Here is a 16,876-nt window from a genome sequence, read left to right on the forward strand (position 1 = left end):
CTTGCCCAATCGGATAAGGAGGTTTAGCCCGTGCAGAGAGCTTTACGCCCCAAACGGTTTCATCAGCTATGGCCCTTTTATTTACTGGCAGCACCGGGTATTCTCTACTTTCTCACCTTTCATTATATCCCGATGACAGGACTCATTCTGGCCTTCAAGGAATACAGCCCGTTCAAGGGCATGATGGACAGTCCCTGGGTGGGGCTGGATAATTTCAGACAGTTTTTCGGAACCTCCGATTTCTATATGTTGCTGAAAAATACGCTGCTGATCAGTCTGCTGAATCTGATCATTTATTTTCCTTTCACTATCTTTCTCTCGCTGCTTCTGAATGAAGTGCGGCTCAAGGTGTTCAAGCGTGTCTCGCAGACCATCGTGTATCTGCCCCATTTTCTCTCCTGGGTCGTGATTTACGGGATTACGATTTCCTTCTTCGGGCCTTCGGGGGTCATTAACCATTACCTCGGCCAGTGGTTCGACGGCAGTGCAAATTTCCTGGTAAGCAACGAATGGTTCCGGCCGCTCGTCATCTTCCAGTCCATCTGGAAGGATGCGGGATGGGGTACGATTATCTTCCTGGCGGCACTGGCGGGGATTAACCCTGAGCAGTATGAAGCAGCCAAGGTGGATGGAGCAAGCCGCCTGCAGAGCATCTGGCATATCACGCTCCCCGGCATCAAGGGAACCATTGTGATTCTGCTGCTGCTCCGTCTGGGCTCCTCTATGGACTCCAACTTCATGCAGATCTTCCTGATGACCAATAGCCTTAACCTGGATGTCTCCAATGTCTTCGATCTGTTCGTCTACCATGTCGGTCTGGAGCAATTCAATTACAGCTTCGCGATTACCGTAGGCATGTTCAAATCCGTTGCCAGTCTGATCCTGGTCCTCGGGGCCAATTATGCGGCGAAGCTGCTGGGTGAGGAAGGCATATTCTAGAACTAGAACAGGAGTGGAGAGGTTATGAAGCTTAAGGCAACCTGGTTTGATACCATTATTGTAGTCATCATTTGCTTAATCAGCTTGCTGGTTATTCTGCCTTTTCTGTATATTATTGCGGTCTCGTTCAGTCCGCCGGGAGATTCGATGGCCGGGAATTTCTTCATCTGGCCCAAGCACTGGACACTGGACGCCTACAGCTATCTGCTGAATGCGAATACGTTCCTGACCTCCGTCAAGAACTCTGTAATTATCACGGTGATGGGCACGGTGCTCAGTCTGTTTGTCTCGATTACACTGGCTTATGCGCTGTCGAAGAAATTTCTGCCCGGACGCCGGGTCATGCTGCTGGTTATTTTCTTCACGATGATCTTTCACGGGGGCATGATTCCGAACTATCTGGTCGTCAAAAATCTGGGTCTGATCGATTCCTACTGGGCGGTAGTGCTTCCGGCAGCCTCCAGTGCCTTCAATATCATGGTCATCCGCTCGTTCTTCCAGAGCCTGCCTGAGAGTCTGGACGAAGCGGCAAGAATTGACGGGGCGGGGGAATTCCGAATTCTTTACTCGATCGTGCTGCCGCTGTCCAAGCCGATTATCGCTACGTTCACCCTGTTCTTCATGGTGCAGTTCTGGAATGAATTCTTCTCGGCGGTTATCTATCTGAATGATACGACGCGCTGGCCGATTCAACCACTCCTGCGGCAGATGGTCGCGATCAGCGCCTCCAATATCTCGGCAGAGGCGGCGGTGGATGCCTCGCTTGCGGCCAACCTTGGACCCAATGTCCAGAATGCGGCCATTCTGCTGGCGATGCTGCCCATAGTCATGGTGTACCCGTTCCTGCAGAAATATTTTGCTAAGGGTGCCATGCTGGGTTCGATTAAGGAATAGACATTTAGGCGGATGAATCCGCAAATATAAAGGTGATGATAGAATTGACCATGAATTATAAAGATCTGCGGCACAATCCCGCATACACGAAGCCGCAGCTGACTGCCGGAGAATTCTTAAGCACAAGGCTGGACTTGACCAGACCGGAGCTTGCCAGTGTAGCTGCGAAGCTGGACTTAGGCGATATCGCCGGTGCACGGGATGCTTATTTAGAAGTCATTGCAGCGGGTAACAACGGGAGATATTACTTTGATGTGAAGGATGTTCCTGGGCTTAGGGCTTACGCCGCCAGCCATTACAGCGGGGAGGAGGAGGCGCAGCAGGATATTGCCGAGGCGGACCGGATTGTGGAGGGGGATATTCCCCTGTTCAAAGGGAAAAGAGTGCTCTTCCGGCACGGAAGCTATGACTGGAACAGCTGGCTGTTCGACAGCTCGCAGTATCAGCTGCATTTGACCCGGTTCGTCTATGTGAAGCGCCTGTCCAGAGCCTATGCGCTGACCGGGGATGATAAATACGCCAAATGCTTCAATGATATGATCAGCCATTTCATTGACGATAACCCTATGCCGGTGGATGGTACGTTCCGGGCGGAGCATTCGACCTGGGACCCTCTCTCGGCTGGTGTGCGGATGTTCATGCTGCCGGAAGCCTTCATTACCTTCTTCGGCTCCCCGGCCTTTAGGGCTGAGGTGAAGCTGAAGCTGATTCAGTCCTTTCAGCAGCACGGGGAGTACGTCCGTAAATATCATGCCAGCGGCGGCAACCATGTCTGCATGCAGCTCCGGGGACTGACTCAGACGGCGCTGCTTCTGCCGGAGCTGAAGGATTCCGCCGCATGGCTGGAATACGCTGGGCGTAAGCTGCCGGGATACATCCTTGAGAACGTCTACCCCGACGGGGTACAGTTCGAGGGCAGCCCGAATTATCACCTGATCGTCATGCGCGAGCTGTATGAACTGGTGGTTCTGTACCAGAAGCTCGGCATCGATGCCGGGGAATACCGGGAGACGCTGGAGAAAATGTATGTCGTCACGATGCATCTGCTGGCACCGGACGGGCAGCTGGTCAAGTTCGGCGATACCGATGTTCAGGTCGTCAGCGAGCTGCGCAACGTCATGAGCCTTGGCGCTTACCTGTACCAGCGGGGGGACTTCAAGGCGCTGGGACATGAGCGGCTGCCGTTCTCCCTGCTGTGGAGAGTGGGGCCGGAGGCTGCGTCGGAGTATGATCAGCTCAAGGCTGCAGAGCCTGCGGAGACGGCCGCCTGCTTCCCGGCAGGCGGTTATGTGACCTCGCGCCAGGGCTGGAGCCCTAACGATATGTACATGGCGATGCGGGCAGGTGTGGGGATTGGCGGGCATGCGCATTCCGATGCGCTCAGTCTGGTTCTCTACGCCGGAGGACGCGAGCTGCTGGCCGATTCGGGTATGGGCTTGTTCGAGTGGAACAAGGAACGTAAATATACAGTCTCGACCCGCGCCCATAACACTGTAGTTGTCGACGGGCAGGACCAGCATGTCCGCAGCTTCCACTGGAATACACCGCCTACGGCGAGCTGTAGAATCTGGGATACTGGGTTCAATGAAGCGTATGATTATGCCTTTGCGAGCCAGTACGGATATACCCGTTACGAAGATCCGGTGGTTCACTCCCGCAAGGTGCTGTTCGTCAAGAACAGCTATTGGCTGATCGTGGACCTCTTCGAAGCGCAGGAAGAGCACCGCTATGAGCAGTACTTCCATCTGCCGCCGGGTGCAGCGGCTTACGACTCTCTCAGCGGGGAAGTGGTCTCGCAGCTGGAGGGGGCCAATCTGCTGCTGAAGCCGCTCCCCTCCGGGCTGGCGGAGGACCGGCTGACGCTGGAGCAGGGCCTGATCTTCAAGCAGGGCCACTATCACGAGAGTCCGGTCATGAAGCGTTCCCTTACCTTGACCGGAGGCGGAGCCGTCGTTACCTTGGCCGTTCCGTTCAGAACAGAGAAGCCGCAGGTGAGTGTAGAACGGCTGCCTGTCCGGCAGCATGGGGAACTACTCTCCGTGCAGGAGGCCACCGCGCTGCGTATCGTGATGGGGGACCGGGTGGATGATATCTGCCTCTACCATAAGAGTGTCGATGTCACCAGCTACCTCGACCATACCGGCAATATTATCTCCGAAGCGCTGCTGCCCCGCAAGACGGAGCCGGAGGGCATCGCGTTTGCTGGAGGCAACTATAACCGGGATGTTATTGTCGTTAGCGGTCATAGAGAATAGCACAGCACGAATAAGCAACGCCCCTCCCGAACCGGTGAGGGGCGTTGCTTATTCATCTAATATACGCCCTCGCTCTTCCGGGGATAGCTTGGGACAAGTGCTGCAATACTCTCCGGCATCTGGCCCGATCCGGATCCGGTAGGCCAAGCAGCAATGCTTGCGCAGATATAATGAATGGCCGCGCAGCTTCGGATGCTCATACCTCCGGAACCGCATGGATAATTCATCCGGCTTCTCCGGCTGGAGCAGGGTAGTATAATCCTGGCTGATGATCCGGCCACGCTCCTCAGAGTCCCAGAGTCCCTTGTCCGTATGCAGCCGTTCATACAGGTTATGCAAATTATGTGCAATCAGCGACCACATGATTTTCTCCTTAGCTCCTGTATACACAGATACAGCCTGTAGCACCTGCCGTAAATGTGCCAGCAGGCGATCCATATAGCCGGAAAGGCAGGCTTGACGGACTTCCGAAGGATTAACAGGCCATTTGTCCGTGGCTGCCGTCTCCGCTTCATATTGCATCATTCCTGCATCCGTTAGCCTGAACCGTAAAGCGCCGGGCAACAGAGAGAGAGGGGTATCGAAGAGAGTGATGGAGGCGGCCAGTCCCATGATCAACACCGAGTACCTTTTGGCAAATAAAGTTCCGACCACAATTCCTCCAGGCTCCCCAAGCTGAACCGATTGCTTGCCGATAATGAGCGGTAGCCTCGCTTCATCCAATAGATCTTCTGTACTGTAAGGAAAAGAATTATTCCTGTCCTCCGCGACAGTCACGGCAAAATGCTGCTGCATGAAATCTTGTATCCACTGGCTGCTAAAAGGTATAGCCTCACTCATTTCCCCAGCCATGCCATGATTTCATCAATAATTTCACCCCGGCCGATCACTCCCCAGCCCTTAAAGAGCCAGAAGGAATCGGTCTCATGAACCTTTCCTCCCTGTACGGCAGGGATGTTCTTCCAGAGCGGGCTGGCCTGCATGTTGTCCAGGAAATCTCCGGCATTGGAATCCACCTCAAGGACGATAAAGTCTGCCCCCAGCTCCGGTATTTTCTCCAAGGATAAATCTGCTCTTTGCTCTTCCGGCGTAAGTGCGGCAGGTTCGAACCCGAGATCCTGATAGAGTAATGCATTGGTTGGATGACCTTGCTGTGCGTACAATTGGAGTGTCTTCTCCCGCACACGGAGGTAGGCGAGTTTTTTGTTGTCCAGCGCTTTGATTTTCTCGCTGGCCTGGAGCGTTTTCTGTTCCAGTTCAGCAATTTTTTCCTTCGCCAGGTCCGTTTTGTCATACATCTCCGCAATGGTTAGCAGATCCTTGGTCCAAAAGGAAGTATCGTCGCCATAATCAAGCCATTCATTTCCAAGAACGATGGTAGGGGCGATTTTGTTCAGTTGCTCATACTTATTCTCGGCCGTCCGGCTCTCAATAAGAATCACATCCGGATCAAGCAAGGTAATGGCCTCAAGGTTGGGATTATCCGCCGAACCTACGGTTTGTACCCCCTGCAGCTTGTCAGCCATATAGGGAAGATACTCTCCTCCGTACCGGACCTCGGTGTTCACACCGGAGGGCTTCTCTCCGATAGTCAACAGATGATCTATGTACTCTGCCGAGAGAACAACGATTTTTTCAATTTTGGCCGGAATCACAGCTTCTCCCTTAAGGTGGGCAATCGTGCGTGTGCCCGGTTCCGCAGCCCCCTGACCGCTGGTTTGGGAGGCGGAGGGACGCGGTTCTTCAGAAGCCGGTTGACCTGTTCCGTTGCTGCACGCAGCCAGGATCAGCAGCAGCACGGCAAGGAGCAGGAACTGGAAGGATTTCATTTGCTTCATTTATTTCTAGTCTCCTTTACGCAATAGATAATAATAATCATTATCATTATGATAGGAGAACGATACATACTTATCAATGGATTATAACCCTGTGTTGGCGTGGATAATTCTATCGGCCGGCCTGCTAATCCGGGATGCAACATACGACATGGCCCACTTTCTGCCGGAGGGTCCGAGTGTTTTGAACAACAGATCTCCGGCATCGAACACCCGGGATTGCTTCACTGCATCCAGTGAAGACCATTCTCTGGACGAGAGCAGTGCTTCCAGACGTTGTCTCGATTCCAGGGTAGGGTCCGCAGCCAAAAAGATGGTTCCCGGGTTATACCCGGGAAGCTCATGAATCTCGAAATCCATTGCTTCAGTCTGCTCAGGGGTTGAGAGGGGCGGACTCAGTCCAAGATCCTGGTATAGCAGAGTTCCTGTCTGATTAGAGGCGCCGTACAAGCGGTAGAATTCAGAGCTGACTCTGATAAAAGAAACGGTGGGCAGCACATCCTGTGCCTCCAGCTGTGATCTAAGGAGGTGCTTTTGCTCTGCGTAGCGGTTCATCCAGTCATCTGCCTGCTGCTCTCTGCCCAGAATGCGGGACAACCTTGACAACTGCTGCTCCACATTATCGGTATGCTTAAGAACAACCGTCGGTGCGATGGACTCCAGCAACTCTCCTGGTAACAGGCGGTCGCTCCCAATAATCAGATCAGGCTTCAGACGTGCCAGCTCCTCGTAATTCAACCGGGAACCGTTCAGGCGGACAATGCCCTGCTCCTGTATACCGGAGTGGGGGAGGCTGTAATTTCTTGATACCCGCTCCCGGTAAGACAGCGCAGCCACTGGCGTCAATCCAAGTGTCATCAGGTAATCGTCCAGACCATAGTAGAGAACAGCAATACGGATATGATTATTTTTGAGGTAGCCTGCCGGTGCCACGCCTTCCGATTTTTTGAACACCCGGCTAAAATAATGCTCGTCCTTATAGCCCACTTCCTTGGCGATCTGTTTGACCCGTTCAGAAGAGAACAACAGCTGCTTGGCTCTTTTTATCCGCTCCTCCAGTAAATAAGTCATAGGTGTCTTTTCTGTAAGCTGCTTGAACGCTCTGATAAAATGATTGGTGCTTAAGCCCGCCATTAGAGCCAGTTGCCCAACTTTAAGCTCTTGGTTGTAGTTGTTCTTCATGTGGGCAAGCACAATGTCCATCCCTACAGCCTTGTCCTGCACAATACGCTTACTTGGTTGAAGGAGCATCGCGAGCAGCAGCTGCAGCCGGTGTTTGGCGTGCATGATATCCTCCGGGTCACGGGTACGGTGAAAGGAGGCCATTTGGCTGGTGATCTCTGCAGCCTGTGGATGGGCGGAAGCTTCAAGCTTCCCGCTAATTGGAAATTCCGGAGGGTGGAGCTGCTGTTGCCTGCGATTTTTACGAAGCTGGATACAGGAGAAGAAAATGATCATATAACGCAGCGGTTCTGTCGTCAGCGCTTTGCCTTCCACCGAAGTTTCGGGCAACAACAAAAAGAAGTCTCCTTTATTCGCCGTAAGCAGCCTCCCGTTTAGGATAATCTGCCCTTTACCTTCTGTAACATAACACAAAGCATGATGGTGAAGGATCCTTCGGGGCAAAGACTCCCCCTCTGCAAATCTTCCGAAATAGCTGTGTACGCTTGAAAAAAACAAGCGCTCCAGCCTGAATGCTGTCTGCTGTATTGTGGATAACATGCGTACCTCCTCGTCCGGCCGGAAAAAAATAGCAGATCCTTTTAAGTCTCGTAAATAATATCCCCCGTCTCACTCAGGTCATAGCTGTGAATCGAGCTTAGCTCACTGCGGAACGCTTCCGAGCGCAGAATTTCCAGAATCGCGTTAATCCAGACTTCATTCTCCGGCTTCTTCACCATGACCAGATCGTAGCGCTCGCGGATCAGGGGAATGAAGTCGATGCCGTCAATGATTTTGGCCGCTTTCTCGGTGCCGATGCCCACATCCGCCCCGCCTCTCGCCACCAGGCTGGCTACTGCCAGATGACTGTTCTCTTCATTAGAGTATCCGTTCAGGCGGGACGATGGAATACCATGAAGACGCAGCTGCTCATCCAGCAGCACCCGGGCGCCGGAGCCGCGCTCACGGTTGATCAGCGTCACTCCGTCCTGCCGGAGGTCTCCCCAGCTGCGGATGCCCAGCGGATTACCCTTCTGCACATAGAAGCCTGCGCTACGCGTCAGCAGATGCACTACTATATAAGAGAAGCCCACGAGCAGCTTGCGGATATAGGGCAGATTATATTCGCCGCTGTCGCCGTCCAGCAGATGGGTACTTACAATATCTGATTCACCCTGATACATGGCAATGAGGCTGTCCAGACTGCCCGCATAGGAACGGAGCGGACGGGTGGAGGGCAGAGTCCGCTCCAGATGGGTTGCCAGAATATCAAGCGACATATCCTGCCCGGTAATGACTACATTTACACCGCTGCTCTTCAAGCTGTGCGGCGGCGGGGAGGCGAAGGCCTGATAAGGGGCGGCGAACGGGAGGCCTGCCTGCTGCGATGGCTGTGCCTGCGGCAGTGCAGCTTCAGTCAGCCCGCTCCCGGGCAGCGGATTCGCATAGGCCCCGCTGTTGCGGGAATTCTGCTTGTATTTCTCCAGGTCGGAGAGGTCAACGCGCATCTGCTTGCCGACACGGTAAGAGGGCAGCTCGCCCTTTTTAATGAGATCATAGACCTTGAGCTTGGAGATTTTGAGCAGCCGGGCGATTTCCTCGGTTGTATAGGAAGTATTCTCGGTCATATATTGTACCCTCCTGGGGGATGGACTGGCAGATTCACAAATAGCCTTATTAGGATAGCCTTATTATGCTCAAGACTACCTTATTTTGTGAACCTGTGCAATCCGGGGAGGCCCCCTAATAGGTTATATGCCGGTCCGTCTTCGCCTGCTGTACATCGGATAACTCAATCAGCTCCGAGACGGTCACGAACCGGAAGCCCTGCTTCTTCAGCTCAGGCAGAATAATCTTCAGCGCTTCCTTCGTCTGAGACGGCCCGTGGACATGGTCGTGGAAGAGGACAATATCGCCGCTCTTGGCATTGCGGATGACCCGGCTTGAGATGTTCCAGACGCCGGGGCGGTTCCAGTCGCGGGTGTCCTGATGCCAGGACCACAGTACGGGCTTCAGGCCCATGCTGTTGGACACATCGATCAGGGTCTCGTCATACATTCCGCCCGGCGGTCTGAACAGGCTGCTGTGCCTGCCGGATATCTTCATAATTTCCTGCTCTGTCAGCGCGAGCTCCTCCTGAATCTGCTTCCCGGAGACCGGCTTTTTGAAGTAGACATGGTTATAGGTATGGTTTGCCAGCTCATGTCCTTCATTAATTACGCGTCTGGCGACATCGGGATATGCGGCGATCCGCTTGCCAATCGCAAAAAACGTGCATTTCGCATCGTACTCATGCAGCACCTCCAGAATGCTGTCCGTCTCCAGGGGGTCCGGACCGTCATCGAAGGTCAGCGCAATCACCTTCTGGCTGGTGCGCACTTCCCAGATCATATCTCCGCGCTCCTCATAGTAGTAGCGGTTTTTTGCCTTATTCGGACTGCCCAGGGCCAGATCGGAGGGGCTATGCATCAGCGCCAGTGCTGCAAGAACTGCGGCGGTCATTCGGGTGGCTGTTCTCATGGCTCTCAGATTCACTCCACACTTGTTTTTATAAGCGGTTCCTGCTGCTTAAGTCTTAGAATGCTCTATCCCCCTTGGATGCTATGCATTTATAACAGCCCGCAGGGCGATTTGCATTTTAGAGTGAAAGTTCCGGCGGAAATGACTTATAATAAGTTACTAAATACAGATCAAGGAATAGGGGCAGCGGAGATGACACTGATTGAACAAAGAGAGCATAGACAATATCCCGAAATCACGAAGCTGGAGACCTCCAGAGCCGCATATGAACGCGACTATTCGCGTCTGATCCATTCGCCGACCTTCCGGCGGCTGCAGGGCAAATCCCAGGTGTTCGGAGCCGGAACCGGGGATTACTACCGGACGCGCCTGACCCACTCGCTGGAGGTAGCGCAGATTGCCCGTGAAGCGGCCAAGAGTCTGCTGCGTTCTTACCCGGAAGTAGAGACAGGAGCTGCGGAGAATCCGGGTCTGGTCATTGATCCCGAGGTCGTGGAATGCGCGGCAATCGCCCATGACTTCGGACATCCCCCGTTCGGGCATAAGGGAGAAGAGGTGCTGGACAACCTGCTGGAGAAGCTGGTTACCCGCAAGACGGTGGAGGCGGTAGCTAAGTCCGGGGCAGGACCCGTTCAGCAGCAGACGATTCATGAGAGCATGAAGCGCAAATATGAGCATTTTGAAGGCAACGCCCATAACTTCCGCCTGATTATGTTCCTGGAGAAGCGCGAGAATATCGACGGCCTGAACCTCTCGGATGCGGTGCTGCTGGGGATTAACAAATATCCTTTTCCCGGGACGGTGCTGAAGAAGGGGATGTATCTGCACGAATGGGAGTATATCCACGAGATCCGCACCCAGTGGGGAATTCCGGCCGGCAAAAAAACGCTGGAAGCGCAGCTGATGGACCTGTGTGACGATATTGCTTATTCGGCGCATGACCTGGAGGACGGCATCAAAGCCGGGAAGATTGAGGTGCATGAGCATTTCATGCATGACGATTATATCCAGCGGCTGATTGTCGAGAAAATCACCACGCTTGAGGATGCCTTTTGGTCCGGCTGGAACAAGTCTGCGATCCGCTTCAAGGTGGAGGAGGTGCTGAGTTCGTTCCTGCGGGTGTGGAAGGAGAAGATGCCTACCTGTGAGAATGACTATTCCCGCACCCGCCGTGAAGTCAAGGCCTATTGGGTCAGTACCTTCGTCGCGAGCCTAGGCGTGATCGGGGACGGGGACTGGAAGAAGGTTACCTTCATTAAGGAAGGCAGGGAGGATGAGGACATGCTGCGGACCGTCAGTGTGCTCAAAAGCTTCGCCTGGGTAACGATGATCCGCGATTTGCGCGTGCAGCGTCTGCAGAAACGGAGCGAGTGGATACTGCGGCGGCTGTGGGAGGCCTTCCTTGATCCCGAGACATCCCGGAGTATCATCCCTTCGGACTGGCTGCAGCGGTTCGAGAAGGACCAGAAGTCGGCCAGACCGATCTGGACCTGGGAGCATATGGTGACGGATTATATTGCCGGAATGACGGACGCTTTTGCCGAGAAAATCTACAATGAGCTGTACGGACTGAAGGTCGGTTCGATATACGATCTGGATTAAGCTTGTTATAGTAGGAACTTTATCTGTCAGCCCTTTGGGCTGGCAGGTAAAACCTTACATCGGGAGAAACATGTAAATTTTTAATCGTCTGCTGCCGACATAGTACATATAACCTATTTTTTTTTTGCTTTTTTTATGAAAATAAATGTAATCAGATGGAAAATGGTGTAAACATCCAGACATTATCAAGGGGGCACACAGGTGTGGGTATAGGTCAGCGACTGAAGAATTTGTTAGGAAAAGGGAGAAAGAGAGCAGGCAAGAAGCAGCAGGCGAAGCTGTCCAGCGGCGGAAAAAGCATTGGCTTCAAGATCGCTTCCGGTTATGCGGCTCTGGCTGTATTCGTTCTGATCAGCGGCGGGGTATCTCTCTATCAAATGAACGGCATGCAGAATAATACCGAAAAAATCATTAATCACATCATCCCCGAGTTGAATAAAATTCATAATGTCAATTACCTGACAGAGCATGTTATGGCACTCAGCCTGCAGCATATCCTGAGTACTGACAGTGCGGACAAAAACGCCCTTGCGGAAGAACGGTCCGAATTCATCCGTAAAGTGTCGGATACCTTTAAGGAATATAAAGCCAATCTGAAAGGAGACCAGGAGCTGAAGCAATTACAGTCGCTCGTCGGGAAATGGGGCGAGTTCCTGACGGTCAACAATCAGGCGATCCTGCTCAGCAGCTCCAATGACGAGAAATTAGCTCTGGAGGTATCGCAGAAGGGAATTGACGCTTTTAATTCCATGCAGGTGGATCTGGATGCGCTGGTAGCACACAGTCAGAAGGATGCTGAGAATGAGGGTGAAATCTCTGCGAAAATTTTTAATACCTCAGTCACTTTAAATATCGTGACTGTGCTGGCTGCGCTTCTGGTGATCGGCTTGACGAACACGGTTATCCGCAGAACGATCATCAATCCGCTGAAAAGGGTAACTGCGCAGCTGCAGCAGATCTCCAGCGGGGATCTGACGGCGGAAGAGACGCTGATCCGCAACAAGGACGAGATTGGCCTGCTCGCCAAGACCGTGAATGAAACGAACCGTACGCTGCTCGAAATGGTCAGCCAGATCCGAAATGTATCCACTATTATTTCGGAGCAGGGCGATGAGCTGATGCATCGAATTGCCGATACGAAGGAAGGCAGCAGCCAAATCGCGCTGACGATGGAAGAGCTGGCCACAGCCTCCGGAAGCCAGGCCGAAGCAGCGGTGGATGCCTCCAAGGCGGTGGAGGAGCTAAATACGTTAATTGAGAATTTTGCCGGCAAAGGCACGGATCTCTCCAATCATTCCGAGCAGGTACGGCAAAAGGGTGAAAAGGGCCGGGCACTTATGGAAAGCTCCGTAGCGCAGATGAACGAGATTGCCGATGCGGTCTCGCAGTCCATGGATACGGTAGAAGAGCTGAACCGCAAGAATGAAGGCATCTTCCATCTGGTGGGGGCCATCCGGAGCATCTCGGAGCAGACTCATCTGCTGGCGATCAATGCTGCGATTGAAGCGGCACGGGCCGGTGACAGCGGACGCGGCTTCGCCGTTGTCGCACAGGAAGTACGGAAGCTGTCAGAGGATGTGCAGCGGACGGTCTCGGAGATTACAGAGATTACGCAGGGCATCCAGCTCGACTCCAGAACCATGGTAGAGCAGCTGCGCGGCGGAGTAGTGAAGACGGAGCAAGGCAGCCGGCAGATTGTCGAGACCGGTGATGCCCTGGCTGAGATCAACAGCTCGGTCCGCATGATGGCCGTGACCATCGACGAGATGGGCCAGGACCTGCAGCAAATGACCGGTGCCAGCGAGACCATGAACGAGTTCAGCCAGCATATCTCGGCACTCTCCCAGGAATCCGCGGCAGGTGTCGAAGAGACCTCTGCTTCTGCACATGAGCAGCTCAGCTCAACCACCGCTGTGGCTAACGGCATCGCGGAGCTGAAGCTGCTGCTTACGGAGCTTCGGGAGTCGGTAAGCCGATTTAAGGTGTGAGGGGGATAGATTGAAGTGGTAAAATTTCGGGGATTAGGGATACGCCGTGACTGCAGAGAATGTTTGGACTTCCGGCCGCTGTTGTTCCCGGATTTCTTGGATTGAACCGCAGCAGCGGTTGAAATCCGGGAACAAAGGCGGACGCTGTCGCTCCTACAGTTCCAAACTTCTCTTCCGCCACTGCTCCCTAATGGGGAAATTTCAAGTTCAATCTATTGAGGGATGGAAGTATATAAAGAGCCTCTGCTTAGTTCAGCAGAGGCTCTTTATTATGCGTGAATTCGTGAATCACTGAATGAACTGAATTGCTGAATTGCTGAAATTAGTTAAAAGAGTTGAACGAGCTGAGCATTTATCGACATGTGGTGCTGTTGCTGGTGTTGGTGCTGATGTTGGTGTTGGTGCTGGTGCTGATGCTGGTGCTGGTGCTGGTGTTGGTGCTGGTGCTGGTGTTGGTGCTGGTGTTGGTGCTGATGTTGGTGCTGATGCTGGTGCTGGTGCTGATGTTGGTGCTGGTGCTGGTGCTGGTGCTGATGCTGATGTTGGTGTTGGTGCTAATGAGTCCGCTTGGAATCCTGCACAATTTGCAACATTTACCTGATCAATATGAGGTGAATTGAGAGATTGTTGTACAAATGTCAGCAATTCTTATCCAGTTGGCAGATGAACAGGATAATTCCTGCATTTCCTGCAACATTCCGCTCGAACAGCCCAAATTGGGTATACCCGAGTTGCAATATGTGCAACATTTGGCCGCAAGGGACCGTTAGAACTCTAAACTGTGAGTCAATCCACCAAGCTACGGCCAACCAACCACGACTTGTCCACCCACCAACACGCAGCCTGCAATCCCAATAGTCCGCTAAACCGCCACCCGCCAGCTCAGCTCTGCAAGCAACCTAATACTGGCGGCTGTAGTCTACCAGGTTGCGTGAAGGTTTGCCGGTATCCAGGTAGGCTTTCATGTTCTGCACGAAGATATCGACTACCCGGTCGGCATAGCGGTCGGTCACCCCGGCACAGTGAGGGGTGATGATGACCTGCTCCATGTCCCATAGGGGGTGGTCTTCCGGCAGCGGCTCGGTCTCAAAGACATCAAGGCCCGCTCCGGCCAGCTGGCCGCTATTCAGTGCAGCGATCAGATCGTCCGTATGAGTGGTCACGCCGCGGCCAATATTAATATAGTATGCCCCCCGCTTGCAGGCAGAGAAGACTTCAGCATCGAACAGGCCGCGGGTTTCGTCGGTGAGCGGCAGCGTGTTGACCACGAAGTCCGCTCCGCGGACGGAGTCCTTCAGTTCCCCGGTGGTGAAGATCTGGTCGAAGCCCTCCACCGGACGCCCGGAGCGGCTGACGCCGATTGTCTTCATCCGGAAGGCCTGGGCGATTCTGGCGGTCTCGCTGCCGATCGCTCCGGTTCCGGCGATGACGATCGTCTTGCCGGTCAGCTCGCTCTCCTGCCCGTCCGAGTGCCAGCGGCGGTTCTGCTGGTTACGGATGGCCGTGTGCATGTTACGTGTGAACATCAGCATGAAGCTGAGGATGACTGCAGTAATCGGCTGCGCATGCACACCGCTGGCGTTCGTCAGCAGAATTTCGCGCTCTTTCATGGCTTCCAGCGGAAGCTTCTCTACTCCGGCGGACCAGGCTTGTACCCAGCGGAGCGGCGAGCCCTGGCGCAGTACGGTGTCACGGATGCCTTTGCCCCAGCCGATAATAATCTCTGCGCCGGCGAGCAGCTCCAGATCAGGGTTTCTGGAATCTCCCAGGGTAAGTGTGTACTCTGGTGCAGCGGCGCGGATCAGCTCCTGTTGAGCAGAGGAGAGCTGCTGCATACAAACGATGGATTTAGTCATGATGGTTCCCTCCTGTTCTACATTTCAGTAGAGAAATGGACGATAAGTATAGATAAGCATAACAAATCTGCCTGGAAAGGTGAAATTCGTATGAACCATTTGGACCCGGAGCAAGAAGTAGAGCGCCTGTTCGTTGCGGTGCCGTTGCCTGATAGGCTGCTTGAATATTTGAAAAATGAGTCTGCCCATGTGTCGTCCGGACTTAAATTTGCCAGATGGACACATTTTAAAGATTTCCATATTACGCTTCAATTTCTTGGAGATACTCCCAGGGAAACTATTCCAGCTCTCTGTGAGGCACTATGGAAGGTTGCACGCTCAAGCAAAGGCTTTCAATTGAAGCTCGGTGAATGGGGCACCTTCGGTCTTCCAGATTCGCCAAGAGTGCTCTGGGCGGGGGTTACCGGCGAATTGGAGCCGCTCTTGGAGCTGCAGCAAAAGGTGGTTTCAGCGACACTTCCCCTAGGATATACTCCTGAGATGCGAACGTACAATCCCCATTTGACTGTGGCCCGCAAATATCGCGGAGAAGATCCGTTTACGCTGGAGCGGCTGGAAAATTTACGGATGGAGAAGCACCCCTCAGACCAAGTACTTCCAGACATAGGCTGGACGGTAGATGCTTTTGTGGTGTATGCTACCAGGATGCATGCCATTCCTATGTATGAAATGACTGAAAAATTTACATTTTTCTAAATATAAAATCGACAAGAAAGTTTTCAAAGCTTCCATTTTCGGTTACATACAATAGGAATGTGCCGTAAAATAGGAGGTAAAACATGTTGATTTTCAAACAGAGCCGCTATATTGCGCTGCTGGTTGGTGTAATCCTAGTGTCTTTCTCAGCGATAAGTTTGATGAACCCCGAAGGAACTGCTGCTACCGGGGAGAATGTAATAGAAATAGGTAAGCTTAACTCTGCAAGCCATCAATCGGTAGAGCAGCTTATTCCGCAAGCCGCATCCGTCCTGCACAGGACAAGCCATTCAGCCGAAAATAGTACACCCATGCTCTACACCACAGCTGCCAAGCCGGTCCATACCTGGACCCGCACGGTGAGTGCAGGATGGATAAGTCCCGAGAAGCTGCAGCACAAGAGTGCGGCTAAGCCGGCTTCCATTGTGACTAAGCCTAAGGTAACTGTGGTGAAAGCATCGCCGCCAGCGGCGCAAGCGCTGAAGATCGCGGCAACGGGGACGAAGAGTGTGAAACCAAGCAAGGCTGTAACTCAGCAACATCCCCCCGCAACATTGTTCTTCTCCCGGACCAAGCTACTACCCAAGGAGCAGCAAGCTGAAGCTACCTGGAGCTACGCCGTATCCGGAGAAGACCTGCATCTGCTGCAAAAAATCGTCATGGCAGAGGCAGAAGGCGAACCGTACAAGGGCAAGGTGGCAGTTGCCAACGTTGTTCTAAACCGGCTGCGGTCAGCCAATTTTCCCGACACTATCAGAGAAGTCATTTATCAAAAAAGGCAGTTCAGTCCTGTGGCAAACGGGCGTCTTAAACGCGTGAAGCCCAATGCGGACAGTATTAAGGCTGTGAACGCAGCGCTTATGGGGGTCAAAGAAGTTACGGATGACACCTATTTTTTCCTGTCGCTGACGCTGGCACAGGATCTGACCGTGCATCATTCACGGACACTCGCCAAGACCATCGGCAATCATACCTTTTATAAATAAGGATTCTTCCGTAAACAAAAAGATCTTATACACCAGACGCTATACGTCTATTCAGTTACAGCTATTTGACGCAGCCGGAAGACACAACCGTACTGCTGACTCCGATGCCTTGTCAGGTCCGCGGAGCGAAAAGAACCTCCAGCC

At 53.2% G+C, this 16,876-nt stretch carries 14 protein-coding genes; 8 read left to right on the top strand and 6 right to left on the bottom strand.

The features are described 5' to 3' along the window. The first annotated feature begins 30 nt into the window (after positions 1-30). The 3 genes from NSS83_RS25210 to NSS83_RS25220 are packed head-to-tail and all read left to right on the top strand — an operon-like array spanning position 31 to position 4,088. Entirely contained in the window at positions 31-939 is a 909-nt protein-coding gene (locus tag NSS83_RS25210) for an ABC transporter permease subunit (protein ID WP_076157105.1), read from the top strand. 24 nt (positions 940-963) lie between these two features. Next, complete coding sequence (locus NSS83_RS25215; protein ID WP_341028956.1) at positions 964-1,833, top strand: carbohydrate ABC transporter permease; 870 nt, start codon at positions 964-966, stop codon at positions 1,831-1,833. A gap of 50 nt (positions 1,834-1,883) precedes the next feature. Further along, entirely contained in the window at positions 1,884-4,088 is a 2,205-nt protein-coding gene (locus tag NSS83_RS25220; protein WP_341348768.1) for an alginate lyase family protein, read from the top strand. Between the two features lie 48 nt (positions 4,089-4,136). Here the strand turns inward: NSS83_RS25220 and NSS83_RS25225 are convergent, their stop codons facing one another. From NSS83_RS25225 to NSS83_RS25245, 5 genes are all read right to left on the bottom strand, one after another. Further along, complete coding sequence (locus NSS83_RS25225; protein ID WP_341187135.1) at positions 4,137-4,928, bottom strand: hypothetical protein; 792 nt, start codon at positions 4,926-4,928, stop codon at positions 4,137-4,139. Beyond that, positions 4,925-5,926, bottom strand: coding sequence for an iron-siderophore ABC transporter substrate-binding protein (locus NSS83_RS25230; protein ID WP_341187136.1), 1,002 nt, complete (start codon positions 5,924-5,926; stop codon positions 4,925-4,927). The genes NSS83_RS25225 and NSS83_RS25230 overlap by 4 nt, the downstream gene beginning before the upstream one ends. A gap of 81 nt (positions 5,927-6,007) precedes the next feature. Beyond that, positions 6,008-7,645 carry an ABC transporter substrate-binding protein gene (locus NSS83_RS25235; protein ID WP_341187137.1) on the bottom strand — a complete coding sequence of 546 codons (1,638 nt, stop codon included), beginning with the start codon at positions 7,643-7,645 and terminating at the stop codon, positions 6,008-6,010. 41 nt (positions 7,646-7,686) lie between these two features. Further along, positions 7,687-8,712 carry a helix-turn-helix transcriptional regulator gene (locus NSS83_RS25240; protein WP_341187138.1) on the bottom strand — a complete coding sequence of 342 codons (1,026 nt, stop codon included), beginning with the start codon at positions 8,710-8,712 and terminating at the stop codon, positions 7,687-7,689. 115 nt (positions 8,713-8,827) lie between these two features. Continuing rightward, complete coding sequence (locus NSS83_RS25245) at positions 8,828-9,604, bottom strand: polysaccharide deacetylase family protein (RefSeq protein WP_341187139.1); 777 nt, start codon at positions 9,602-9,604, stop codon at positions 8,828-8,830. 192 nt (positions 9,605-9,796) lie between these two features. Between NSS83_RS25245 and dgt the strand changes: the two genes are divergently transcribed. From dgt to NSS83_RS25260, 3 genes are all read left to right on the top strand, one after another. Next, positions 9,797-11,206: a dGTP triphosphohydrolase gene (gene dgt, locus NSS83_RS25250; protein ID WP_341187140.1), complete on the top strand. Its 1,410-nt coding sequence runs from the start codon at positions 9,797-9,799 to the stop codon at positions 11,204-11,206. A 203-nt stretch (positions 11,207-11,409) separates the two neighbouring features. Beyond that, positions 11,410-13,194 carry a HAMP domain-containing methyl-accepting chemotaxis protein gene (locus NSS83_RS25255; protein ID WP_341187141.1) on the top strand — a complete coding sequence of 595 codons (1,785 nt, stop codon included), beginning with the start codon at positions 11,410-11,412 and terminating at the stop codon, positions 13,192-13,194. Between the two features lie 335 nt (positions 13,195-13,529). Then, positions 13,530-13,814 (top strand): hypothetical protein, encoded by a 285-nt coding sequence (locus NSS83_RS25260; RefSeq protein WP_341187142.1) that lies wholly within the window; start codon positions 13,530-13,532, stop codon positions 13,812-13,814. 279 nt (positions 13,815-14,093) lie between these two features. Here the strand turns inward: NSS83_RS25260 and NSS83_RS25265 are convergent, their stop codons facing one another. Further along, the gene (locus NSS83_RS25265) at positions 14,094-15,050 is read right to left on the bottom strand and encodes a D-2-hydroxyacid dehydrogenase (RefSeq protein WP_341187143.1); all 957 of its coding nucleotides are present in this window, start codon (positions 15,048-15,050) and stop codon (positions 14,094-14,096) included. A gap of 90 nt (positions 15,051-15,140) precedes the next feature. On the opposite strand from NSS83_RS25265, the gene thpR reads away from it, so the two are divergent. Together thpR and NSS83_RS25275 are read left to right on the top strand one after the other, a co-directional pair. Beyond that, complete coding sequence (gene thpR, locus NSS83_RS25270; RefSeq protein WP_341187144.1) at positions 15,141-15,746, top strand: RNA 2',3'-cyclic phosphodiesterase; 606 nt, start codon at positions 15,141-15,143, stop codon at positions 15,744-15,746. Between the two features lie 83 nt (positions 15,747-15,829). Then, positions 15,830-16,732, top strand: coding sequence for a cell wall hydrolase (locus NSS83_RS25275; protein WP_341187145.1), 903 nt, complete (start codon positions 15,830-15,832; stop codon positions 16,730-16,732). The last annotated feature ends 144 nt before the right edge of the window (positions 16,733-16,876 follow it).

The organism is Paenibacillus sp. FSL H3-0469, assembly GCF_038051945.1.
In the GTDB taxonomy this organism is placed as follows: domain Bacteria; phylum Bacillota; class Bacilli; order Paenibacillales; family Paenibacillaceae; genus Paenibacillus_AQ.

Excerpts from the sequence above, each read along its gene's own strand:
- NSS83_RS25215 (WP_341028956.1), top strand. The coding sequence starts at position 964 with ATGAAGCTTAAGGCAACCTGGTTTGATACCATTATTGTAGTCATCATT.
- NSS83_RS25220 (WP_341348768.1), top strand. The coding sequence starts at position 1,884 with ATGAATTATAAAGATCTGCGGCACAATCCCGCATACACGAAGCCGCAG.
- NSS83_RS25225 (WP_341187135.1), bottom strand. The coding sequence starts at position 4,928 with ATGAGTGAGGCTATACCTTTTAGCAGCCAGTGGATACAAGATTTCATG.
- NSS83_RS25230 (WP_341187136.1), bottom strand. The coding sequence starts at position 5,926 with ATGAAGCAAATGAAATCCTTCCAGTTCCTGCTCCTTGCCGTGCTGCTG.
- NSS83_RS25235 (WP_341187137.1), bottom strand. The coding sequence starts at position 7,645 with ATGTTATCCACAATACAGCAGACAGCATTCAGGCTGGAGCGCTTGTTT.
- NSS83_RS25240 (WP_341187138.1), bottom strand. The coding sequence starts at position 8,712 with ATGACCGAGAATACTTCCTATACAACCGAGGAAATCGCCCGGCTGCTC.
- NSS83_RS25245 (WP_341187139.1), bottom strand. The coding sequence starts at position 9,604 with ATGAGAACAGCCACCCGAATGACCGCCGCAGTTCTTGCAGCACTGGCG.
- dgt (WP_341187140.1), top strand. The coding sequence starts at position 9,797 with ATGACACTGATTGAACAAAGAGAGCATAGACAATATCCCGAAATCACG.
- NSS83_RS25265 (WP_341187143.1), bottom strand. The coding sequence starts at position 15,050 with ATGACTAAATCCATCGTTTGTATGCAGCAGCTCTCCTCTGCTCAACAG.
- thpR (WP_341187144.1), top strand. The coding sequence starts at position 15,141 with ATGAACCATTTGGACCCGGAGCAAGAAGTAGAGCGCCTGTTCGTTGCG.
- NSS83_RS25275 (WP_341187145.1), top strand. The coding sequence starts at position 15,830 with ATGTTGATTTTCAAACAGAGCCGCTATATTGCGCTGCTGGTTGGTGTA.